The sequence below is a fragment of the Rhodococcus sp. APC 3903 genome (assembly GCF_030407755.1).
Taxonomy (GTDB): Bacteria; Actinomycetota; Actinomycetes; order Mycobacteriales; family Mycobacteriaceae; genus Rhodococcus_F; species Rhodococcus_F erythropolis.
This window is the reverse complement of record NZ_JASDCV010000003.1, coordinates 73,373-96,781: the sequence shown is the minus strand read 5'-3', so window position 1 is coordinate 96,781 and position 23,409 is coordinate 73,373. Positions and strand designations below refer to the sequence as shown.

Genomic DNA, 23,409 nt, shown 5'->3' with positions numbered 1-23,409 from the left:
GTCGATGGTTCCGCTCATTGCTGTTGCGCACGGCAGCCGTGATCCCCGTTCTGCTCGGGTGATCGCGGCTGCCGTGGCGGCTCTTCGTGAAGCCCGGCCAGACCTCGATGTCCGGCTGGCGTTTCTCGATCTCAATGCACCGTCCATCGATCAGGTCCTGGACGGAGTTGCACACGACGGCCACACTCACGCCGTTGTTGTTCCGATGCTGCTGGGCAACGCCTTCCACGCTCGGGTAGATCTGCCCGGGCTCTTGGCCGCTGCCGCGACACGCCACCCCCAACTGACCGTGTTCCAAGCAGACGTACTAGGTCGCGATGCTCGGCTTATCGAGGCAGTGCGCGAGCGAATCCTCGAAGCGGGCGCCCGGCCGGACGATCCGTCGGTCGGTGTCGCTCTTGCGGCAGTCGGCTCGTCCGACGCGCGTGCCAACGCCGCGACCGCAGAACTGGCGTCCACTCTCCTGAGCGGAACCAACTGGTCGGGCGTTCGAATCTGTTTCGCGACATCCGCGGAACCAACAGTTGCCCAGGCGATCTCCGCTCTCGAGCAGAACGGCGCCGAACGCGTTGTCGTCGCACCCTGGTTCTTGGCTCCCGGCCTACTGACCGACCGACTCAGCGCTGCAGCAGCAACGGTATGTCCGCGCGCGCGTTTCGCCGAAACGATCGGTGGGCACTCTCTACTGATCGAAACGATGATCGACCGTTACCGACAAGTCGCTGATGCACTACCCGACCGTCTGGTCCGCTCCGCCTGATCCGGTTTCACAGGCCGTTATCAGATTGTTACCGTAGTGTTGGATCTGTCCAGCCTGCGAAGGTTCATCCTTCGCCTGCGAAACAGATCTTTGGGTGCAATCCCCTCAGAGCGCCGCGAGAGGGAACACCATCACTCACAATCTTCGCCTCGGCACAGCCGGCACCGCCTGGGTCCTGTCGGTGCTCTACCTGCTTGTCGAGATCTTCACGGCCGGTGCCTGGAAGACGCCGTACAGCTTCGCGCGTGACTCCATCAGTTCGCTGGGCGTGACGACATGCAGCGTGGATTCGTGTTCGCCGATGCACGACGTCATGAACGCGGCCTTCATGATCCTCGGTGCGCTCACCATCCTCGGTGCAGCCTTGCTGCACAAGTACATTCCGGACGGTCGTGCGAAAAAGTGGATTCTCGGCCTTGCCGTCGTCGTTGCACTGAGCACCGCGGCTACCGGCCTCTTCCCGGCCAACGACGGGACCTTCGTTCACTGGACCGCAGTACTTCCCGGCTTCGTCGCCCGTCATGCCGTTCTCGTACTCATGGCAATTCAATTCTGGAAGCACAGCAAATGGATCGCAGTATGGTCGGGACTGTGCGCGGCCACCGGAATCGTCGGCGCCGTACTGCTTCTCGGACGAACACTCACTTTCGGCTTGGGTGAACGCTTGACGCTGTACCCGCTGCCGATGTGGATGGCAGTCACCGGCGTCGCAGCCCTGCTCGCGTTGATGCGCCGAACCGTGTTGAAGAACGTGGAATTGACACTGCCCGGTAACGGATTCATCACCGCTCTGTTGTCGTTGCGCCCGCGTCGAACTCGCGCAGCAGTGCCTACCGACGTTCTCGCACCGCGGGAGCTGACGAGTTTGTAGCGAACCCGGGGTGACCAGGGACACACTGGTAGGGAGGCGACGCGAGGAGACTTCCATGACCAGTGCATCTGTTCGACACGGAATCGTGGCCGGCATCGACGGCTCGGCAAGCGCGGTCAACGCCGCGAGGTGGGCAGCATCGGCTGCAAAGAGATTCGACGAACCATTGCGACTGACCCACGTTCTGCCGGGACAACCCGAGTCAGGTGGCGGTACCAACGTCACCGACGAAGAGATGTTCGACCACCACCTTCGCGTCGAGGGTGCAAAGTTACTCGACGAGGCCGAGGACGCCATTCGCGACGATCACACCGACGTCACCGTCGAACGCGGCCTCGTGACCGGCACTCCCGCAACCACACTCGTCGAACTTTCGAAATCCGCTCGCATCGTTGCACTTGGTCAGGCCGGTACCAGCGAAATGCAATCGGTGTTTCTCGGTTCCGACACCATTCGGGTGGTCAACCGGGCGCACTGCCCCGTGGCGGTGTTCCGCGGTACCGGCGAGCACGCGGTAGCCGACACCAGGCCCATCGTCGTCGGCGTCGACGGAAGCAAGCTCAGCGAACTCGCCGTCGCGCATGCTTTCGAGTTTGCCGCGTTCCTCGGCGCGCCCTTGGTTGCGGTTCACACCTGGAACGAGCACGCCTCGCTCGGCGGGTACTCCGAAGCCAGGCGCTTCGTCGACTGGGGACCGTACGAACAGCATGAGCACGCTCTGCTGTCCGAGTGCCTCGCCGGCTGGACGGAGAAGTACCCCGATGTCGACGTCACCCGGAGTGTCCAGCGCAGCGGACCGATGAAGGCACTGCTCGAGCATTCAGCGGAAGCGCAACTCGTAGTCGTCGGTAGCCACGGCCGCAGCCCGTTCATGGCGTCGATAGTCGGATCGACCAGTCAGAGCCTCATCCACCACGCCCAATGCCCGGTCCTCGTCTGCCGAGAGGGCTGAACTGGTCTCGCTGTTGCCCGACCCCCGACTCTGAGCGAACGGCACTTTCGGCGCCATCAGGAGGCCGAAAGTGCCGTTCGCTCAAACAGGAGTGGGGGTGAAACAGGTCAAACAGGGCTAGCGGGTCATACCTGGCCGACGACGCTCACCGTCACCGGCTCCTGCTCCGGCGTCACCACCGGAGTCTCCGGCAGATCCGGCACCCGGGTAGCCCGGGCGTAGACCGTCTCCCCCGCCTCGAGGTGCAGAGCTGCACTGTCACCGCGGGTGACCTGAGCCGAGAACAACTCACCGGTTGCCTCGTTGCGCAGGTCGACTCGAACCTCGAAGCCGAGATACACGACGCGCTCGACGGTTGCGCGTGTGACGCCGAGGGACTCGGCCGTTCCGGACTCCTGAGCGAGAGCCATGCTCGGATCGCGGCCGAGACGGATGTCATGCGGACGGACCAACTGCCCGTTGAGCTTCGCGACGGATCCGAGGAAGGACATCACGAAGTCGTTGGACGGACGGTCGTACAGGTCGGCAGGTTCACCGATCTGCTCGATCCGCCCCTTGTTCAGCACCGCGATGCGGTCGGCGACGTCGAGAGCCTCTTCCTGGTCGTGTGTGACCAGGACGGTGGTGACGTGCACCTCGTCATGCAGGCGACGCAACCACGTGCGCAGGTCGGCACGGACCTTCGCGTCGAGGGCGCCGAAGGGCTCGTCGAGCAGGAGCACCTGCGGATCCACCGCCAGAGCGCGCGCCAACGCCATGCGCTGACGTTGACCACCGGACAGCTGCGCGGGGTACCGATGCTGAAAGCCGTCGAGGCCGACGATCTCGAGAAGTTCGTTGACCTTCTTCTCGATCTCCGGCTTCGGGCGCTTGCGGATCTTGAGCCCGAAGGCCACGTTGTCTCGCACCGTCATGTGCTTGAACGCTGCGTAGTGCTGGAACACGAAACCGATGTCACGCTTCTGCGGCGAGACGCCGGTGACGTCCTTGCCTGCGATGGTGATGGTTCCCGAATCGAGCTCTTCGAGCCCTGCGATCGAACGCAGCAACGTCGACTTTCCCGAGCCACTTGGCCCGAGCAATGCCGTCAACGAACCCGAGGGAATGTTGACCGTCACGTCGTCGAGCGCCGCGAAATCACCGTAGTTCTTGCGGGCCCCGGTCACTGTGATCATGTGGTGCTCCTCTTACGGTCCAGCAGCGTCATCAGCAACAGGACAATGATGGCGATGCCCATCAGCAGCGTTGCCGCCGAATACGCACCAAAAGTGTTGTGGTCGTCGATGTATCGCGAATGCACCAGCAATGTCAGTGTCTGGGATACCCCCGGGAAGCCGGAAGAGACCATGATGACTGCGCCGAATTCACCGAGCGAACGCGCCACCGTCAACACGATTCCGTACGTCAAACCCCAGCGGATCGCGGGCAAGGTGATCCGCCAGAACGTCTGCCAACCAGAGGCACCGAGCGTCGCGGCTGCTTGTTCCTGCTCGTCGCCGATCTCGTGAAGTACGGGTTCGACTTCCCGGACGACGAAGGGCAGCGTCACGAAAATCGTCGCGATCACCATGCCTGGCAACCCGAAGATGACCTTGAACCCCAACGATTCGATGCCGCCGAACCAACCGTTGGCACCCCACAGAAGAATCAACGACACACCGACGACGACGGGCGAGACCGCGAAGGGCAGATCGACCACCGACTGCAGTACGCCCCGCCCCGGGAAACGCCCACGCACGAGTGCCAGCGCCGTGACGACACCGAACACGACGTTGATCGGAACCACGATCGCCACGATGATCAGCGAAAGATTCAGCGCGGAGATCGCTGCCGGCGTCGTGATCGATTCGAGGAACGGGCCGATTCCGTTCTCGAACGTTCGCGTCAGGATCACACCGATCGGCACGACCAACAACACGAACAGGTAGACGAGAGCGATGGTCCGCAGACCGATCTTCGATCCTCTGGACACGTTCATCGGGAACTCTCCTCACGTCGCTGTCCTCGCGAGGCGAAGATTCGCAGGACGAACAGCGTCACGAATGCGATGGCCAGCAACGCTACCGAGACGGCAGCGGCGTTGGTCGGACGATCGATTTCGATCTGCTGCTGAATGTACTGCGACGTCATCTGTGTCACGCGTGGGATGTTGCCGCCGATCAGAACGACCGAGCCGTATTCACCGATCGCTCGGGCGAATGCGAGCCCCGCGCCGGAGATGACGGCAGGCGCCAGCGTCGGAAGAACGACGGAACGAAAGATCGTCCAGTTGGAAGCCCCCAACGATGCAGCGGCTTCCTCGACTTCGCGGTCGACCTCCATCAGCACCGGCTGCACCGAGCGAACCACGAACGGCAAGGTCACGAAGGCCAATGCCACGATCAGTCCGGGTTGGGTTGCATTGAGGTGGATGTCGATCGGTGACTGCGGGCCGTAGAGAGACAGCAGCACGATCGACGCCACGATGGTCGGTAGTGCGAACGGCAGATCGATCATCGAGTTGACGATGCGCTTGCCCGGGAAGTCGTCCCGGACCAGCACCCACGCGATGATCGTGCCCATCACGACGTTGATCAATGCCACGATCACCGAGACCAACAACGTCACGCGCAACGACGCCAAGGCGACGGGTGCGGTGATGGCGTCCCAGAATCCGGAGATCCCCTCGTCGAACGCGGTGGCGGTCAACGCGGCGAGCGGAAGCAGAACGATCACGGAGAGCCACAGGGTGGCCACTCCGATTCCGAGCGGCCCCACACTCCCCGTGACCCGCGCGAGTTTTCGCCGACGAGCCACGGGGGTGGGGTCAATAGTGTCAGTCACGTCAGTCTTACTTGGTCGCGTTGTCGTAGATCACTGCGATCGAACCGGTGTCCTTGGTGAACAGAGCACTGTCCACGGCCTTCCAGCCGCCGAGATCTGCAATGGTCCACAGCTTGGTCGGCTCGGGGAACTTGTCGGTGAACTTGGCAGCGACGGCGGGATCAACGGGACGGAATCCTGCTTCGGCCCAGAGCGTCTGACCCTCGGTCGTGTACAGGTAGTCCTTGAACGCGGTCGCCTTGTCGAGGACCTTGCTGTTCGAGATCACGGCAACCGGGTTCTCGATCTTGAAGGTCGTGGGCGGGGTGACGTGCTCGACCGGGTCGCCGTTGCCTTCGATGAACAGTGCCTCGTTCTCGTAGCTGATCAGAACGTCACCGCTGCCCTGCAGGAAGGCTTCCGAAGCCTCGCGTCCCGACTTGGGCTGGATCTTGACGTGATCGTTGACCAAGGCGGTGACGTAGTCGAGACCCGCCTGCGGGTTCTTGCCACCGTCGCTCTTGGCGGCGTACGGCGCCAAGAGGTTCCACTTGGCCGAGCCGGAGCTGAACGGGTTCGGCGTGACGACCTCGAGGCCGGGCTGAAGCAGGTCGTCCCAGTCCTTGATGCCCTTCGGGTTCCCCGGACGCGTCACGATGGTGACTACCGATCCGAACGGAATTCCGTTGTAGGCGTCCTGGTTCCAGTTCTGATCTACCAGACCGGCATCGACCAGGCGGGTGATGTCGGGCTCGACGGAGAAGTTGACGAAGTCTGCCTCGGCGCCGTCCTTCACCTTGCGCGACTGGTCGCCCGAGGCGCCGTACGAAGGATTGAAGTTGACGTTCTTGCCCTCGTCTGTCGCCTGGAAGGCTGCGGTGAGCTTGTCGAAGCCGGGCTTCGGCACGGCGTAGGCGAACAGGTTGATCGTGCCGGCGCTACCGTCGCTGGCGGCGCTGTCACCACCCACGGTGTCGCTCGAGCCACCACTGCACGCTGTGAGTACCACGGCCCCCATGGTCGCGATAGCAGTGAGAAGTGTGCGGGAACGGCGTTTCATTGCAGATACCTTCCTGAAAGGACTGACAAACGAGGGTTGGTCAAACGACAAGTCCGAGACCTCTGGGGCTGATTCCATCGGGATGTTCAGACATGGAGAGCCGACGGGCAATGAGCCCTGAATCGGGGGCGCGAGTTACGGCCAGAGAAGTTCGAGTGGGGTGCGCAGCACCACCGGAGAGGTCGAACTCAGGAAATCAACAACAGGCGACGTCAGCGACGTCGAGCATGCCGACAGCAATCAACGCCAACTGGTGGCGGATTACGGGAGCTGTTGCTTCGGACACGCGGTGGACTTTAGCAGAGCACCAGCGCCCGCTCTAATCGGGAGAACTAACGGGTGAGAAGCCACGCGACGATCACGAGGAGAATCAGGGCTATCAGGGCGAGAGTGACCCGTGAGCGGGGCATCAGCTTTCCTCTACTTCTCGAGAATTCCTACGCAACCAGCCGAAGAGCGGCAGAGCGAGAACGGCGGCCAACGCGCGATCCAGACCGATGGCCACCAGGCGGCACAGCGGAACGACGACGATCAGGACCAACGCGACCTGCGGGATGAACGGGAGCCCCGCCATCCACAGCTCGAAGCTGTCCCACCAATCCGCTATCCGATCCACGCCAACACCCTATCCTTCGGACGATACGGTCCCGACAGCGTGTGGATTGGACGTGTGTCGATTCTGGCCGGATGATGGCCGAATGAGTGCTGACGACGAAGTGGTGCAGACTATTCCTCCCGCCTCCACGGGTCACCATCGAAGCAACTTTCCCCCTATCGACGACTACGCGTTTCTTTCCGATTGCGAAACCTCGTGCCTGATTGCCCGTAACGGATCTGTCGAGTGGATGTGCGTTCCCCGCCCGGACTCCCCCAGCGTGTTCGGTGCCATCCTCGACCGCAGCGCAGGCCATTTCCGCATCGGCCCGTACGGCCAGAACGTCCCGGCCGCCCGACGCTATCTGCCGGGCGGACTCATCCTCGAGACCACCTGGCAGACCGAGACCGGCTGGCTCGTCGTACGCGACGCCTTGGTCCTCGGTCCTTGGCACAACGTCGACAAGCGATCGAACACCCACAAGCGCACACCCACAGACTGGGATGCCGAACACACCCTTCTCCGTACGGTCAAATGCGTCAGCGGCACCGTTGAACTCGAGATGAGTTGCGAGCCCGCGTTCGACTATCACCGCGGCACGGCGAATTGGGAGTACACCGGAAAGGTCTACGAGGAAGCAACGGCAACGTGTCGCTCCGCCAAGCCCGGAGACCACCCAACTCTGCGCTTGACCACCGACCTACGACTGGGCCTGGAGGGTCGTGAGGCACGGGCCCGGACGCGACTGGTCGAAGGCGACAACGTGTACGTCGCGCTCTCGTGGTCGGATCTTCCCGCGCCGCAGACGTTCGACGAGGCCGCCGACAAGATGTGGCAGACGTCCAAGTCGTGGCGCGAGTGGGTGACGATCGGCAAGTTCCCCGATCACCCGTGGCGCGGATACCTGCAGCGCAGTGCGCTCACACTCAAGGGGCTCACCTACGCACCGACCGGAGCCTTGCTCGCGGCTTCGACAACGTCGCTACCGGAAACACCAGGCGGAGAACGTAACTGGGACTACCGCTACGCGTGGGTTCGCGATTCCACCTTCGCACTTTGGGGCCTCTACACGCTCGGGTTGGACCGTGAGGCCAACGACTTCTTCAACTTCATCTACGACGTGTCGAGTTCGGACAACGGTCAGCCACATCCCTTGCAGGTGATGTACGGCATCGGCGGCGAGCGCACACTCGAGGAATCCGAACTCAACCATCTCTCCGGATACGACGGTGCCCGTCCGGTGCGCATCGGCAACGGCGCATTCGATCAACAGCAGCACGACATCTGGGGCACCATGCTCGACTCGGTGTATCTCCACATCCGTACCCGCGAGCGTGTCCCCGAAGCGCTGTGGCCGCTACTCAAGAAGCAGGTCGAGGAAGCGATCAAGCACTGGCGCCAACCCGACCGTGGGATCTGGGAGGTGCGCGGTGAACCACAGCACTTCACGTCGTCGAAGATCATGTGCTGGGTCGCACTCGATCGCGGCGCCAAGCTGGCGGAGATGCAGGGCGAGAAGAGCTTTGCGCAGCAATGGACGGCTATCGCGGACGAGATCAAGGCCGACATCCTCGCGCACGGAGTCGACTCGCGTGGAGTTCTGACGCAGCGGTACGGCCACGATTCACTCGACGCGTCGCTCTTGTTGGCACCGCTGCTGCGCTTCCTGCCGGCCGACGATCCGCGCATCCGGGCGACGGTGCTGGCGATCGCCGACGAGCTCACCGAGGAGGGGCTGGTCCTGCGCTATCGCGTCGACACCACCGACGACGGATTGAGCGGCGAGGAGGGCACGTTCACCATCTGTTCCTTCTGGCTCGTCTCCGCCCTCGTCGAGATCGGCGAACTGGATCGGGCAAAGCATCTCTGCGAGCGCCTGCTCGGGTTCGCGAGCCCCCTCAAGCTGTACGCCGAAGAGATCGACGCCCACACCGGTCGCCATCTGGGTAACTTCCCGCAGGCGTTCACACACCTGGCGCTGATCAACGCCGTGGTCCACGTGATCCGCGCCGAGGAAGCTGCCGAAGCCGGAGCTTTCCAGCCCGCGCACAACGCGACCTAGACCCCCTGCTGTGCGCCTTTATTAACCGCCCGCGGTTAATAAAGGCGCACAGCAGTGCTAGCCGGCCACCGCTTCGAGCTGCGGCGTGATCGATTCGAGCGAGTACTTCAGCGACAGCGACGACGGAGTGTTCAACCCGGCGACAGTCGGATAGTCGACGATCGCCAGACCGCCACTCTTGACTGCGGGTAGGTCGGCGAACCCCGGCAGCTTCATCATGTCTTCCAGCGTTCCGCCGTTCGGCAGTAACACCACGACGTCGGCGCTCAGAGCGTCGACCCGTTCCGGGCTGAGCATCAGCCGGCCACCGGTAACGCCCGCCTCTTCGACCAGCTTGGGCGGCAACGACATTCCCAGGCTCGTGAACAATCCCGATGCGCCGTCCTTGGGATCGGCGACGATCACCAACTGCGACGTCGGGAAGACGTACTGCGACAGAAGCGCCGTCTTGCCCTTCAGGCCTGGCAGTCGCTGTGCGAGCGCATCGATCTGCCCGTTTGTCGTCTCGACGATCTCGTCGGCGCGCGACTCCTTGTCGAGAACTCGACCGAGAATCTCGACCTGGTCCTGCCACGGATCGACCTGGACGTCGGACAGACCGGCAATTGTCGGAGCGATCTTGCTCAACTGGTCGAAATCGTCTTGATCGGCGACGGAGAACCCGCCGAGAATCAGATCCGGATCCAAGGCTGCAATTTCTTCAGCTTTGAGCGGGACACCGAACTGCTGGATCGCCGAGCGATCAAGTTCCTTCGCCGACGCGTCCACGCCGCTCTCCCACGGGAACAGGCCACGCTCGTCGCCCATCGGGCCGGCAGCCAGGTACCCCACCGGCTGGATTCCGAGTTCGAGCAGAGCGTCGAGCCACTGGGTGTCGGCCGCGACGATACGCGTCGGCGTCCCGGTGATCGTGGTGGCGCCGAACTTGTGATCGATCGTGGTGACCCGACCGTCCGCGATCTCGTCGGCGTCCGAGGACGAACATCCACTGATACCTACGACCAGTGCTCCCAAGAGAGCCACCGCCGAGAACTTCATCGCACGCACGAAAATACTCCTCCACTAGTTAGTAGAGGCTTACCTTCTCATATGGGACCCGGCTGTGTCCGACCTTGTTTTCAGGCGAAACGAGAGAGCAGACGCTCCGCATCCGCGCCGATGCGTCGAACCACATCGCCGGCCGGATGGGTTCCGTGCACGAGTCCGACAGCTTCTCCGGCATAGACGACTCCGCTGTGCGGATCCGACGGGTCGTACGCCTGTGCCAGCGTTTCCTCGTCGGCGTCGACTCCGTGCCACGCGGCAGTGAACTCGTTGGCCACCGCGCGGCCACCCCACCGCTGCGGCCACGGTTGACTGCGCGCTCGGTCGAATACCGAGGTGTAAATCGTGTCCGCACTTCCGGCTTCGACGACGCGGTCGCGGGCATAGTCCGGCCCGACCGTCTCCGGGCTGGCGAGCAGCGCCGTTCCGATCATCACGCCTTCGCCACCGGCTGCCAGGACGGCGGCCAAACCGCGCCCGGTTCCGATTCCGCCGGCTGCCAGCACCGGAAGTGACGTCGCTTCGAGGATCTCCTGCAGCAGCGGCAAGGTTCCGATTCGGCCCGTGTGACCGCCTGCCTCACCGCCTTGCGCGATCACAGCGTCAACACCTGCGGCCTCGACAATACGAAGGTCCTCGAGCGTATTGATCTGTGACACAACGGGAATGCCCGCATCGTGGATTCGTCCGACATACGCGGCGGGATCACCGAACGACAAGGTGATCATCGTCGGCTCGACGGCAATCGCAGCGTCGAGCATCAACTCGTTCTCGGGCAGCGACCACGTCATCAGGCCGACGCCGAATTTTCCGCCGATCGAGCGGGCCACTTCGGCTTCGGCCTCGATCCACTCCGGTGTGTTGTACCGGGCCGCGCCAAGCAGACCCAACCCACCGGCCGCCGAAACAGCTCCGGCGAGCGCGCCGCCCGCGCGACCACCCATGGGCGCCCCGAGAACCGGGATTTCGACTCCGAATTCTCGGGACAACCAGGTGGTGACCATGCGCTCCTACTTCTTGGGCTTCTCGCCAACCGATTCCGACGTCAGGGCCGCCACGAATGCTTCCTGCGGCACCTCGACGCGACCAATGGTCTTCATGCGCTTCTTGCCTTCCTTCTGCTTCTCGAGCAGCTTGCGCTTACGGCTGATATCGCCGCCGTAGCACTTGGCAAGAACGTCCTTGCGGATTGCGCGAATGTTCTCGCGCGAGATGATCTTCGCGCCGATCGCAGCCTGAATCGGAACCTCGAACTGCTGGCGCGGAATCAGCTCACGAAGCTTCGACGTCATGCGTCCGCCGTAGGCACCGGCGTTGGAGCGGTGCACGATCGAGGAGAACGCGTCGACGGCCTCGCCCTGCAGAAGGATGTCGACCTTCACCAGGTCGGCCTGCTGCTCACCGGCCTCCTCGTAATCGAGGCTGGCGTATCCCTTGGTGCGGGACTTGAGGGCGTCGAAGAAGTCGAACATGATCTCGCCCATGGGCAGTTCGTAGCGCAGTTCGACGCGAGTCTCGGAGAGGTAGTCCATGCCGCCGAGCTCACCGCGACGGGACTGGCACAGCTCCATGATGGCGCCGACGTACTCGCTCGGGGCAATGACGGTGCACTTGGCGACCGGCTCGTAGACCTCGCGCACCTTGCCTTCCGGCCAGTACGACGGGTTGGTGACGATGACCTCGGCCCCGTCCTCCATCACGACGCGGTAGACGACGTTGGGCGCAGTGGAAATCAGTTCGAGGCCGAACTCACGTTCGAGGCGGTCGCGGGTGATCTCCATGTGCAGCAGGCCGAGGAAGCCGCAGCGGAAGCCGAATCCGAGGGCAACCGACGTCTCCGGCTCGTACGCCAGGGCGGCGTCGTTGAGACGGAGCTTGTCGAGAGCGTCGCGCAGCACCGGGTAGTCCGAGCCGTCCATCGGGTAGAGACCGGAATAGACCATCGGCTTCGGATCGCGATAGCCGACCAGCGGTTCGGTCGCGCCGTTGCGGGTTGTGGTGACGGTGTCACCGACGCGCGACTGGCGGACGTCCTTCACACCCGTGATGAGGTAGCCCACCTCGCCGACGCCCAGACCGATACTGGCCTTCGGCTCGGGCGAGATGATGCCGACCTCGAGCAGTTCGTGTGTGGTGCCCGTGGACATCATCGTGATCTTCTCGCGGGGACGGATCCGACCGTCGACCACACGCACGTAGGTGACCACGCCGCGGTACGCGTCGTAAACGGAGTCGAAGATCATCGCGCGGGCGGGGCCGTCTGCATCGCCGACGGGTGCAGGTACCTGCTTGATCACCTCGTCGAGCAGTTCCCTGACGCCCACGCCGGTCTTGCCCGAAACGCGCAGGACATCGCCTGGCTCGCAGCCGGTGATGTGCGCAATCTCTTCGGCATAGCGGTCGGGATCCGCGGCCGGGAGGTCGATCTTGTTGAGGACGGGAATGATCTTGAGATCCTTCTCCATCGCCAGGTACAGATTGGCCAGCGTCTGAGCTTCGATGCCCTGAGCTGCGTCGACCAGCAGAATTGCGCCCTCACATGCTTCGAGCGCGCGGGAGACCTCGTATGTGAAGTCGACGTGGCCGGGTGTGTCGATGAGGTGGAGGACGAACTCTTCGCCGTCGACGGTCCAGGGCAGACGAACGTTCTGGGCCTTGATCGTGATGCCGCGTTCACGCTCGATGTCCATGCGGTCCAGGTACTGCGCACGCATCGCCCGCTCTTCGACCACGCCGGTGAGCTGAAGCATGCGATCTGCCAGCGTCGACTTACCGTGGTCGATGTGCGCGATGATGCAGAAGTTCCGGATCTGCGCAGGATCCGTGAACGTCTTGTCGGCGAAGCTGCTGATGGGAGACCCCTTAGTCGGACCGGCACCGGCCCGGATCCGGGCCACTGTCAACCCTCAGGATATCCAAGTCTCGGCGCCGCCGTACCAGGGGTTCCCACGGGTGGGTGATTATGCTCGAACGCTATGGCAAGCATGTGGAAGCAGATCGGCAGAACCCTCGGCGCCCTCGCGGTGGAGAAGGGCCCTGCGTTGCTGCGCCAGTTGCAGTCGTCCACGTCTCAGTCGTCTGCCTCGAAGCCGGGTCCGTCCGGCCGGCCGATCGCCGCGCGGACGTCTCCGACCGCACATCGCGCCCGCAAGGTCGAGTACTCCCCCGACCTCGACGGCAAGGCCGATCCGGGCGAGATCGTCTGGACCTGGGTTGCCTACGAGGAGGATCCGACCCAGGGCAAAGACCGCCCGGTGCTGGTCGTCGGCCGTGACGGCAACACGCTGCTCGGTTTGATGCTGTCCTCGCAGAGCAAACGCGAAGGCGAGCGTGATTGGCTCGCAATCGGTTCGGGCCCGTGGGACGGCGAGGGAAGACCCAGCTGGGTCCGGCTCGACCGGGTGCTCGACGTTCCCGAGAGCGGGATTCGGCGCGAGGGCGCCGTCATGGATCACAAGAAGTTCGACGCGGTCGCGGCAAAACTTCGGGCCGACTTCAGCTGGAGCTGAAGCCGACCCGAACGATGGAAACAGTATCGATCAGCTGTCCAGACGGTTGAACCGTCCGAAGAGCGCTCGATAGATGAGTGCACCGAGCGCACCGCCGATCAGCGGGAACACGATGAACAACCACACCTGACCGAGTGCACCGTCCTGGAACGGCGCGACAGCGAGGCTTCGAGCGGGGTTGACGGAGGTGTTGTCGATCGGGATCGAGATCAGGTGAATGACGGCCAGGGTGAAGCCGATGGACACCCCGGCGAGCGGCACGTCGGAGATCTGGTCGGTCGACGCGAGAACGACGAATACCAGCAGTGCGGTCAGGAGGATCTCGATGATCATGGCGGCACCGATGCCGTAACCGTCGGAAACCACCTGTCCGAGAAGATTCTTCTCGGCCGACGGACTGTGTGCGCCCCAACCGTTTGCGCCGAGTCCGTCTGCGGCCCGGTTGTACGCCGGGAGACTGTTGGCCACCGTGTAGATCACGACGCCGGCGACCAAGCCGCCGATCACTTGCGCGACAACGTAAATCGCCGCATTGACGGCCGAGATGCGCCCGATCACGAATTGGCCGAGAGTCACGGCTGGGTTGACGTGGCAACCGGAAATCGGTCCGATCGCATATACGAGGAACAGCAGGGTCAAGCCGAATGCGAAGGCAACTCCGAGATTGCCGACTTTCGCACCTGCGAAGACGGCAGTTCCGACCGCGGAGAACACGAGCACAAATGTCCCCACCGCTTCGGCCGCATACTTCTTCACATCCGAGATCGGTTCGATCTCAGTCAATTCCTGTGCAGTTGGAGACATATTCCCACCTTCTTCTCATCGAACGGTAGTAATGCTCACGCGCCTAGATTTGCCGGACTTTACGCAAGCCTGGTGATCTCCACAACAACTTCGAGATCTGTGGAGCGTCCACCGGAAAAGATTCCCTTCAAAGGCGGCACATCCGAATAGTCCCTTCCTATTCCGACCGAGACATGCTGTTCATTCACAGCTATCGCATTGGTCGGGTCATATCCCCACCACGCGCCGGTCCACGCTTCGATCCACGCGTGCGATTCCCCGACCACCGTGTCCCCGACTGCCGCATCACGTTTGGGGTGGAGATAGCCGGAAACGTACCGACAGGGAATGCCCATCGTTCGAAGCAACACCAAGGTCAGATGTGCATAATCCTGGCAGACGCCTTTCCTGGCCGACCAGGCCTCGACCGCCGACGTATGCACTCCGGTCGTACCCGGAACATATGACATTTCACCGTAAACCCATTGCGACGCAGCCACTACTGCATCTTCAGGTGATTTATCTTTGCGCAATTCCTTGGCAATTGTCGCCAGCTTACGATCACGCGGAACATATCTCGTGAAACTCAGTTGCTCGTTGAATCGATCTTTAATCGCGTTTCCCGACAATTCATCCCAGTCGACGGTTTCCTCGGGTTGAACAAACGGTTCCGTCTCCACCACCGACAGTCCGGTCACTTCCAGCTCCGTGTGCGGGGCGTGCAAGTCGAAGGCGGTCACCGCGGTGCCCCAGTAATCGGTGTACCGATAGGAACGCGTTGCCGGCTGGGTTTCGACGCGCGTGAGGATCACCGTCTGCCTGGTGTCGCCGCGGGGTGTCAATCGCGCTTCGTTGTACGACGACGTCACCGGGGCGTCGTACGCATATCCCGTGGTGTGCACGACCCTCATTCGCCAGCTCACAGCTCTCCCTCCACCGTCGACTCCGCATACGCGGCGCCGGCATCCGTCCATGCGACCCACGGCGCAGCGTGGAAGTACTGCAATGCAATCGCCTCACCCAGTTCGCGGCAGGTCTCCTGCCAACCGAGCAACCGTCCTTGCAGATCTTCGAGCAACACGCCCTGCGGCAGAAACTCCAGTTCGCTGCGTGCGCGGCCGAGAAGCCGCGGCGCCTCCGCCCGGATTCCGACGCGACTGCCCGGCTGCGGGTCGAGTTCCTGCAGGCACTTCTCGGCCTGCCTGATCGAATGGAACACCGAGCGCGGAAAGAGTCTGTCCAACAAGATGAACTCGACGACGCGGTTGGCGTCGAGCGCTCCGCGATACGTACGCAGATACGTGTCATGTGCGCCCGCCGAGCGAAGAACACTGACCCACGCCGGCGACGACGGGCGGTCACCGGCGCGCGCCAGGAGCATCCGCACAATCATGTCGACACGTTCGATCGACCTGCCCAGCAGAAGGAACCGGTAACCGTCGTCGCGGCTGAGCGTGGAATCCGCCAGCCCCGCGAACATCGCTGCGCGTTCCTCCACATAACGGAAGAACTCGTGTGGCCCCAGCCTGCGTGACGCGCGTTCACGCTCCGCCAGTCCGTTGTACGTGGTGTTCAGGCACTCCCACATCTCACTCGACGTGACCTCACGTGCTCCGCGAGCATTCTCACGGGCACTTGCCAGCGAGTCCACGATCGATCCAACCTGATTGCGGCTGAACGCAACCAGGTCGGTGAGCGAGCGTACGTCGAGCTTCTCCTCCGGCGCTTCGATGCCGAGGACACGCAGGAGCAGACGCGACGTGCGGTCCGGGTCGACGGTTGCGTCGTCCAGCAGTTGGTGGACGGCGACGTCGAGGATCCGAGCGGTGTCGTCGGCGCGCTCGACGTAGCGGCCGATCCAGTAGAGGGACTCTGCGTTGCGAGCAAGCATCGGTCACCACGCTCCGTTCGCTGATAGTTCTTGGTAGCTGGGCACTTCTGAGGTGTTCACTGTTGTTGCTGCTGCTGTTGAGAGGTGCTCAGTTCGGGTCCCTGCACCGGCTCCGCGGATTCCGGGGGCTCGGACACCAGTTCCTCACCGGACAGCTCTGGGTCCTCGTCCGAGCTGCGGCTGGCGAGCACCCATGTGTCCTTGCTTCCGCCGCCCTGGCTCGAGTTGACCACCAGCGAGCCTTCCGGAAGTGCCACCCGGGTCAGGCCGCCGGGCAACACCCACACGTCCTCACCGTCGTTGACGGCAAAGGGTCGCAAGTCCACGTGGCGCGGCGAGAGAACGTCGTCGATCTTGGTCGGCACCGTGGACAACTGCACGAGAGGCTGCGCGATCCACCCGCGCGGGTCTGCCTTGATCTTGCGGGTGATCGCGGCCAGTTCCTTGGGGCTCGCGTCCGGTCCGAAGACGATTCCGTAGCCGCCGGACCCTTCCACCGGCTTGATGACGAGTTCGGCGACGCGGTCGAGGACTTGCTCGCACTCCTCGTCCAACCAACAGCGGAACGTGTCGACGTTCTGCAAGAGCGGCTTCTCACCGAGGTAGTAGTCGATGATCTGCGGAACATAGGTATAGACGAGTTTGTCGTCACCGACTCCGTTGCCGACGGCACTCGAGATCACCACGTTGCCCGCTCGCGCCGCATTCAGTAGGCCTGCGACGCCGAGAATCGAATCCGGACGGAAGTGCATCGGGTCGAGATACTCGTCGTCGATGCGGCGATAGATGACGTCGACCTGACGCTCGCCTTCCGTCGTGCGCATGTACACCATGTTGTCGCGGCAGAACAGGTCGCGACCTTCGACGAGTTCCACACCCATCTGACGAGCGAGCAATGAATGCTCGAAATAGGCGGAATTGGCGATACCCGGTGTGAGAACAACCACTGTCGGGTCCGCTTCGTTGAGTGCAGCACCCGCACGCAGCGCCCTCAGCAGGTGTGTTGCGTAATCACCTACCGCCCGCACCTTGTGGGACATGAACAGATCCGGGAACACCCGAGTCATGGTGCGACGGTTTTCCATCACATAGGAGACACCGGACGGAGATCGCAGATTGTCCTCGAGAACTCGGAACTCTCCCGCCTCGTCTCGGACCAGGTCGATACCCGCGACGTGGATTCGCACACCGTTTGGCGGCACGATGCCGGCTGCTTCACGGTGGAAGTGCTCGCACGAGGTCACCAGGCGGCGCGGCAACACGTGATCGCGCAGGATTCGCTGCTCGCCGTAAATGTCCGCAAGGAACAACTCGAGCGCCTTCACCCGCTGCTTGATGCCCTTTTCCAGCCGCGACCACTCCTGCGCGGCGATGACGCGCGGCACCAGATCCAACGGAAACGGTCGCTCCTGCCCGGACAGCGAGAACGTCACGCCCTGGTCGATGAATGCGCGTCCGAGTGCGTCGGCACGCGCGGCAAGGTCGGCGCTGCTCGTCGGCGCCAGGGCTTTGTACACACCCTTGTACGGGGCACGCACCGAGCCGTCGGGCTCGAACATCTCGTCGAAAGCCAACTCGTAGCGACCGATGTCTGAATATCCGTCGAACACTGCGGCTGGACGCGCTCGGGTGATGGTCGAACCTGTTTTACTCGAACTTTTCGAAGGCGGCGGCGTCATAGGGCAACATGCTGCTACAAGTGGGGCTATTCGGCAGCGCGGCGAGAAATCGGGCGCTCGGTGTACTCTTCTCGACAGACGCAACGTGCGACGGTTTGGGTTCTTGGGCCCTCGGCTGGTAATCTTGCCAGTCGGTGCATCAGTGCGCCCACAGCTTTCTCGACCGTAACCAGCTAAAGACGACAAGGATTTTACGCGTGGCCAACATCAAGTCCCAGGTGAAGCGAATCCGTACCAACGAGGCGGCCCGACTCCGTAACCAGTCGGTGAAGTCCTCGCTGCGTACCGCGATCCGTTCATTCCGCGAGGCTGCGGCAGCCGGTGACAAGGACAAGGCCAACGAGCTCCTCGTCTCCACCAGCCGCAAGCTCGACAAGGCAGCCAGCAAGGGCGTCATTCACGCCAACCAGGCTGCCAACAAGAAGTCTGCACTCTCGCAGGCTGCCAACAAGCTCTGACGTTTCCACTGTGACGGTTCGCCGTCATACTGGTTCGTCTCGATAGCCGCCAGGTCGAAAGACCAGGCGGCTATTTTGCGTACTCAATCGGATCAGAGCAAAAACCCGCCATCCATGTCTTGCACGGAATATGTGGATCGGGCTGCGACCATCTGATGATGGCGGTCAACGGGAAACGCCCTCGTAGCTGGTTGTTCACGACTGTCTTCTGGGCGGTCGTCGCTTTGGGCGTATTGGCAGCCCTGGGGATCCCTCGTTGGTGGGAATCATTGACGGTTGCAGTCGTCGGAGTCGCAGCAAGCTACGGATGGTGGAGGCGCAGGCAACGGGGCGAATTCTGGATCTTCTTCGGCGTGATGTGTTCACTCGTTGCGATTCTGGCGTTTCTCGCCACTGGACGAGCGCTTCTCACCACCGTGAAGGTGCCGGTAGACAGCATCGGCCAAGAAACAATTGTCTGCGGCAGTGTGATGAATCCGGCGACGAACGACTCCCTACGAGTGACCGACATCAGGACTGGTGATCCGACGACACGGCCTCAAGCCATTCCGCACACCCAGTTGGAGCAAGCCTGCGTGAAACGCCTCGACTACCGGGTGGCCGAGGCCACGGCCGCCACTGTCGTCGGACTACTTCTGGCCGGCCGCGCGATCGGCCATGTTGTCCTCAGTTCTTCCGCAACGCGCACACTTTCCGCACTGCCATCTCCAGAGCGAAGGACGAGTCGACTGCGGCGCCCTTCACGTCGGCATTGAGAGCGGCGACGATCTGCATCGCAGCGCCGATCGACGTGGGATCCCAACCGCCGACTTCCTTGATCGCCTTCTTGACCTTCCACGGCGGCATCCCGAGATCCGACGCCAACCGGAACGGGTCACCGCCCCGTGCAAACGGGCCGACCTTCGCGATGGTGTGGACTGCATCGGCGAGGGCGTCAGCGAGCAGAACGTGCGCAGTTCCGATCTGGTCAGCCCATCGCAGAGCCTCGAGCGCACCCCGGGTATCGCCGACGATAACTTTGTCGGCCACATCGAATCCGGAAACCTCGGCCTTGCCCGAGTAGTACTTGTGGACTGCATCCACGTCGATCTTGCCGCCGGTATCTGCCGCCAATTGCGAGCAGGCCGACGCAAGTTCGCGAAGGTTGGAGCCGACGCTTTCGATCATCGCGGCGATCGCATCGGGAGCAACCCTCACGTCGGCGGTCCGAAACTCACCCCGGACGAAGTCGACAAGCTGACTCTTGTTCAGTTTTCCGCAGTTGTGAACCGTCGCGCCGAGCTTCTCGAGGGCCGGCGCCAACGCCTTTGCGCGACCGCCGCCCGAGTGCACGACGATCAGAACGACGCCTTCTGCCGGCTCACGCGCCGCCTCGAGAACAAGAGCTACGGCATCTTTGCCTGCTTCTGCGGCCGATTCCAGGACGATCACACGGTCTTCGGCAAAAAGAGAGGGGCTGAGCAGCTCAGCCAACTCGGGAGCATTGGTGTCTCCGGCACGCATCTTGGTCACCGGGAGATCCGAAATACCCTGGCCGCGGTCACCGCGGACGGCTCTGATGAGCTGCGATACCGTGCGGTCGATCAGGAACTCGTCGTCCCCGAGAACAAGATGCAGCGGATCGACTCCAGACGGATTACTCACCCGAAGATGGTCCCACGAGGAACCGACACGATCGACACAGACCCGCCGCCCCCGCCGTACACAGCGACGGTGCCGTCGACGTCGGTCCGAACCACCGCCCCGCCCAACGAAACCAGTTCGTCGAGAACCTCCTCATTCGGGTGCCCGAAACTGTTGCCGTCGCCGACGCTGATCATCGTCAACCTCGGACGCACCGCTTCCAGAAATGCCGACGATGTGGTCCGAGAACCGTGATGGGGCAGCTTCAACACATCGGCCTTCACGTCCGTTCCCGATCGGAGGATGGCCTCCTCCCCCGCAACTTCGGCGTCGCCCGTCAACAGAATTCGACCCGCGTCCGTGTGTGCCATCACCACCAGCGACTGATCGTTGGCGGCGTCCGCGGCGTCCCCCGTATCGCGGGGAGCCGGAAGCAACGGTCCGAGAACCTCCATGTTCACCGATCCCAACGTCAACTCCATACCTGCACGCAACGAGACAACCGGAACGCCGTGCGACTCGGCGGCATCCTTTACCGCCCGAAAACCTGACTCCGGCAACAACATCGACCCGACTCCGACCGCAGCGACCGAACGCCCACCCAGAACTGCTTCCAATCCACCGATGTGATCGGCATGAAAATGACTGATCATCAGCAACGCGATGTCGTTGACGTCCAACATGTTCAGGCAACGATCCATCGACGTGGGATCAGGACCGACATCGATGACGATCACCCTGCGGTCTCCAGTCGAGAGCACAAGACCGTCCCCTTGACCGACGTCGCACATCACCAGTACCCACCCCGGAGCAATACGACCACCGCCGAACACGTGCTGAAAGATGAGGGCTAGAACAACTCCCAGAACGAGGACGCCGACCACCCATCTCGAGATCCGATTCCACAGCGTCAGGGCCGCGGCCAGTAAGACGCCTACGACGATCAGAGCACCGATGAGCCCTGACGGCACCGCCACCGACGCTCCGGGAAGCGCCGCCGCCCGCTCGGACACGTACAGCAGCCACCCCATCGGCGGCCGGACCAGTGGCGTGATGAACACCGCGATCGGTGGACAGATCAGCGCACTCAAGGCAATCACCGCACCGAACACCGTGGTGATTCCGATCACAGGCGCCACGGCCATGTTCGCGGCAATCGTAACCACACTGAAGGTTCCCGCCATGGCACCCACCAGTGGCGCAGACACGACAAACGCAGCACTCGAGACCGCTGTCATCTCCGAAAACCAACGGGGCCAACCTCTTCGACGAAGCACATCCACCCACACCGGAGCAATGATCACCAGCGCGCCCGTGGCAGTAGTCGACAGCGCAAACCCCCAGTCGACGGCAAGTTCGGGCATCACGACAACCAGAACGATGATGGCTGCGGCAAGAGCGGGCAGTGCCTGTTTGCGTCGACCGGTCACCAGACTGAGCAGGCCGATCAGGCCCATCACCGAGGCGCGCAGAACACTCGGCGACGGCCTCGCGACGACAACAAACGCAACGAGGGCTACCAGCGCCAAAGCAGCGCCGACGCGCGGACTGAGCGCCGCGGCTCTGACCAGCAGCAGAACCGCCCCGAGCAGAATGCTGATATTGGCGCCGGACACCGCGGTGAGATGGGAAAGCCCTGCAACGGTGAAGTTGTCCTTCACCACCGGCGACAACGCCGATGTGTCTCCGACGACGAGGCCAGGCAGCAGACCTGCCTGATCCGGCGGGAGCGCAGCCGAGCACGCAGCGGCGAAACGAGTACGCACCACACTCGCCCATCGCTGATACCAGGGCACTTCTCCCACCGCGACGGGAGGCCCCTCGGACGTGATCACGGCGAGCGTGGAATCGCTACGCCATGGCTGACTCGCCCGGCCGCGAACCGTCAGGCTCTGCCCTGGAACAACTTCGAGCCACGACGAACTGGGCGCCCGGATCGTGACCAGGCCGCCTCCGGAGTACCTGCGATTCTGGGAAGTCACCGAATTGACGGTTGCCCTGAAGAAAATCTGACCTTGACCCGCCGCGCCAGAGACTGCGTGCGGATCCTCCGAGGGTTCCACTTCGACACTCACCCACGCTCCTTCGAGGGCAGCTCGGGTCAGTGGGTGCCCCTCGACCTCGGTCGCCCGCCACCCGATGACGACACTGCATCCGGCACCGAACAGCAATGCAACCAACATGATTCGTGCCCACCCCGCAGATGTCCGGCGCACAACCACGTAAGTGAGGATTGCCGCTGGAATAGCGCATGCCACCGCCAGTACCCACGCGGCGACCGCGCCGAACAGGATCCCCACCGCACTGCTCCCCCACACTGCGACGGCTGACGGTAGCAGTCGAGCGTCGAGGACCGGCGAGACTTCCGGTTCGTTCACACCGATACCAGCACTCGCAGTTTGGCCAACCTTGCCGGGCCGATCCCGTCGACTTCCCCCAATTGTTCTATGTCCGTGAATTTTCCGTTGGACGTTCGCCAGGAGATGATCGCCGCAGCCGTTACCGGCCCTACCCCGGGAAGGTCGTCCAGTTCGGCCTCGGTAGCGGTGTTGAGGTTCACCAGACCAGCCCCGCCGGATTCCCCCGCAGCGGCGGGGCCGGTCCCTCCCGCAGTGGTACTCGAACTCGCTGAAACACCACCGGACTGATCGGCGGCCCCCACCACGATCTGATCACCATCGGCAAGCTTCTGTGCCAGATTCAGGCCCACCGTCTCGGCGCCCTCGAGCACTCCACCTGCCGCAGCGAGCGCGTCGGCGATGCGCGAGCCCGAATGAAGGTTGACAAGCCCAGGCGTGCGCACGAGTCCGACGACACTGACCACCAAAGCCTCAGGCGACTGCTCCGCTACGACGCCGGTCGGTACGGGACTGGCTGATTCACCATCGTCGGCAGTGACATTCTGCGCCGTGACATTCTGCTCCGTGACATTCTGAGGCGAGGGCAACGGTGGGACCGCCTGCAAACTCGGAGAATCCCACCACACCGTGAACAAGCCGATTGCCGTGGCCAGGGCTGCAACAATCGCCAACACCCAGGTCGCCGATCGGCTCGGGCGCCAACGTGTACCGCGCCAGCGCTCGGGCAGCCGATCGAACCGTGACGAGTCGGGTTGAGCCTCGTATTCGTCTTCGTCGAAGTCCTGAAGCCACTCGGGGGACCTCTCGAATGGCTGCGGGGACCTCTCGAAAGACGCTGAATCCTCGAAGTCGTCGACGGCCTGTCGCTGCCGGTAGTTCCCGTCCATCGCCGCGAGGCGATCACGCGCCCGCTCGCGCTCCTCGCTGATCCTCATGACTGGACGCTAACGAGAGACCATG

22 protein-coding genes are annotated in these 23,409 nt (G+C 62.9%); 6 read left to right on the top strand and 16 right to left on the bottom strand.

Annotated features, from left to right (window positions below; all coding sequences use genetic code 11):
• Positions 1-4: 4 nt before the first annotated feature.
• From QMA15_RS05080 to QMA15_RS05070, 3 genes are all read left to right on the top strand, one after another.
• Positions 5-760 (top strand): sirohydrochlorin chelatase, encoded by a 756-nt coding sequence (locus QMA15_RS05080; protein WP_020969974.1) that lies wholly within the window; start codon positions 5-7, stop codon positions 758-760.
• Between the two features lie 94 nt (positions 761-854).
• Positions 855-1,631 (top strand): DUF998 domain-containing protein, encoded by a 777-nt coding sequence (locus QMA15_RS05075; protein WP_020908202.1) that lies wholly within the window; start codon positions 855-857, stop codon positions 1,629-1,631.
• 55 nt (positions 1,632-1,686) lie between these two features.
• Entirely contained in the window at positions 1,687-2,583 is an 897-nt protein-coding gene (locus tag QMA15_RS05070; RefSeq protein ID WP_021333400.1) for a universal stress protein, read from the top strand.
• Between the two features lie 125 nt (positions 2,584-2,708).
• On the opposite strand, the gene QMA15_RS05065 is transcribed toward QMA15_RS05070, so the two are convergent.
• The 6 genes from QMA15_RS05065 to QMA15_RS05045 all read right to left on the bottom strand — a co-directional run bounded on the left by QMA15_RS05065 (position 2,709) and on the right by QMA15_RS05045 (position 7,061).
• Entirely contained in the window at positions 2,709-3,758 is a 1,050-nt protein-coding gene (locus QMA15_RS05065) for a sulfate ABC transporter ATP-binding protein (protein ID WP_020908203.1), read from the bottom strand.
• Positions 3,755-4,561, bottom strand: a complete 807-nt coding sequence (gene cysW / locus QMA15_RS05060; protein ID WP_003944503.1) for a sulfate ABC transporter permease subunit CysW — start codon at positions 4,559-4,561, stop codon at positions 3,755-3,757. Before cysW ends, QMA15_RS05065 begins: the two co-directional genes overlap by 4 nt.
• Complete coding sequence (cysT, locus tag QMA15_RS05055; protein WP_003944556.1) at positions 4,558-5,406, bottom strand: sulfate ABC transporter permease subunit CysT; 849 nt, start codon at positions 5,404-5,406, stop codon at positions 4,558-4,560. Before cysT ends, cysW begins: the two co-directional genes overlap by 4 nt.
• Positions 5,407-5,413: 7 nt before the next feature.
• Positions 5,414-6,445, bottom strand: a complete 1,032-nt coding sequence (locus QMA15_RS05050) for a sulfate ABC transporter substrate-binding protein (RefSeq protein ID WP_003944569.1) — start codon at positions 6,443-6,445, stop codon at positions 5,414-5,416.
• 196 nt (positions 6,446-6,641) lie between these two features.
• Complete coding sequence (locus tag QMA15_RS32750; RefSeq protein WP_309599318.1) at positions 6,642-6,731, bottom strand: Ms4533A family Cys-rich leader peptide; 90 nt, start codon at positions 6,729-6,731, stop codon at positions 6,642-6,644.
• Positions 6,732-6,854: 123 nt separating this feature from the next.
• Entirely contained in the window at positions 6,855-7,061 is a 207-nt protein-coding gene (locus QMA15_RS05045) for a hypothetical protein (RefSeq protein ID WP_003944489.1), read from the bottom strand.
• A gap of 82 nt (positions 7,062-7,143) precedes the next feature.
• Here QMA15_RS05045 and QMA15_RS05040 point away from each other — a divergent pair, with 82 nt between their 5' ends.
• Complete coding sequence (locus tag QMA15_RS05040; protein WP_003944557.1) at positions 7,144-9,102, top strand: glycoside hydrolase family 15 protein; 1,959 nt, start codon at positions 7,144-7,146, stop codon at positions 9,100-9,102.
• Positions 9,103-9,159: 57 nt separating this feature from the next.
• Here the strand turns inward: QMA15_RS05040 and QMA15_RS05035 are convergent, their stop codons facing one another.
• From QMA15_RS05035 to lepA, 3 genes are all read right to left on the bottom strand, one after another.
• Positions 9,160-10,140, bottom strand: coding sequence for an ABC transporter substrate-binding protein (locus QMA15_RS05035; protein WP_257207344.1), 981 nt, complete (start codon positions 10,138-10,140; stop codon positions 9,160-9,162).
• A gap of 80 nt (positions 10,141-10,220) precedes the next feature.
• The gene (locus QMA15_RS05030; protein ID WP_020908208.1) at positions 10,221-11,150 is read right to left on the bottom strand and encodes a nitronate monooxygenase; all 930 of its coding nucleotides are present in this window, start codon (positions 11,148-11,150) and stop codon (positions 10,221-10,223) included.
• A 6-nt stretch (positions 11,151-11,156) separates the two neighbouring features.
• Complete coding sequence (gene lepA / locus QMA15_RS05025; protein ID WP_024487634.1) at positions 11,157-13,049, bottom strand: translation elongation factor 4; 1,893 nt, start codon at positions 13,047-13,049, stop codon at positions 11,157-11,159.
• Positions 13,050-13,121: 72 nt separating this feature from the next.
• Between lepA and QMA15_RS05020 the strand changes: the two genes are divergently transcribed.
• The gene (locus QMA15_RS05020) at positions 13,122-13,655 is read left to right on the top strand and encodes a type II toxin-antitoxin system PemK/MazF family toxin (protein ID WP_020969977.1); all 534 of its coding nucleotides are present in this window, start codon (positions 13,122-13,124) and stop codon (positions 13,653-13,655) included.
• Between the two features lie 30 nt (positions 13,656-13,685).
• Here QMA15_RS05020 and QMA15_RS05015 read toward each other — a convergent pair whose 3' ends face one another.
• Genes QMA15_RS05015 through QMA15_RS05000 form a run of 4 tightly spaced genes read right to left on the bottom strand, consistent with a single transcriptional unit; the run spans position 13,686 to position 18,008 of the window.
• Positions 13,686-14,459 (bottom strand): aquaporin, encoded by a 774-nt coding sequence (locus tag QMA15_RS05015; RefSeq protein ID WP_019749045.1) that lies wholly within the window; start codon positions 14,457-14,459, stop codon positions 13,686-13,688.
• Between the two features lie 59 nt (positions 14,460-14,518).
• Complete coding sequence (locus QMA15_RS05010) at positions 14,519-15,349, bottom strand: transglutaminase family protein (protein WP_007731033.1); 831 nt, start codon at positions 15,347-15,349, stop codon at positions 14,519-14,521.
• 8 nt (positions 15,350-15,357) lie between these two features.
• A complete protein-coding gene (locus QMA15_RS05005; protein WP_019749046.1) occupies positions 15,358-16,329 on the bottom strand; it encodes an alpha-E domain-containing protein in 972 nt (323 codons plus the stop codon).
• Between the two features lie 56 nt (positions 16,330-16,385).
• On the bottom strand, positions 16,386-18,008 hold the full coding sequence (locus QMA15_RS05000) for a circularly permuted type 2 ATP-grasp protein (RefSeq protein WP_290283741.1): 1,623 nt from the start codon (positions 18,006-18,008) through the stop codon (positions 16,386-16,388).
• A gap of 197 nt (positions 18,009-18,205) precedes the next feature.
• On the opposite strand from QMA15_RS05000, the gene rpsT reads away from it, so the two are divergent.
• Positions 18,206-18,466, top strand: a complete 261-nt coding sequence (gene rpsT, locus QMA15_RS04995; RefSeq protein WP_003944567.1) for a 30S ribosomal protein S20 — start codon at positions 18,206-18,208, stop codon at positions 18,464-18,466.
• 666 nt (positions 18,467-19,132) lie between these two features.
• Here the strand turns inward: rpsT and holA are convergent.
• From holA to QMA15_RS04980, 3 genes are read right to left on the bottom strand one after another with little or no spacing between them, the layout of a single operon-like run.
• Positions 19,133-20,110 carry a DNA polymerase III subunit delta gene (gene holA, locus QMA15_RS04990; protein WP_003944476.1) on the bottom strand — a complete coding sequence of 326 codons (978 nt, stop codon included), beginning with the start codon at positions 20,108-20,110 and terminating at the stop codon, positions 19,133-19,135.
• The gene (locus QMA15_RS04985) at positions 20,107-22,467 is read right to left on the bottom strand and encodes a ComEC/Rec2 family competence protein (RefSeq protein ID WP_290283740.1); all 2,361 of its coding nucleotides are present in this window, start codon (positions 22,465-22,467) and stop codon (positions 20,107-20,109) included. Before QMA15_RS04985 ends, holA begins: the two co-directional genes overlap by 4 nt.
• Positions 22,464-23,384 (bottom strand): ComEA family DNA-binding protein, encoded by a 921-nt coding sequence (locus QMA15_RS04980; RefSeq protein WP_290283739.1) that lies wholly within the window; start codon positions 23,382-23,384, stop codon positions 22,464-22,466. The genes QMA15_RS04985 and QMA15_RS04980 overlap by 4 nt, the downstream gene beginning before the upstream one ends.
• Positions 23,385-23,409: the final 25 nt, after the last annotated feature.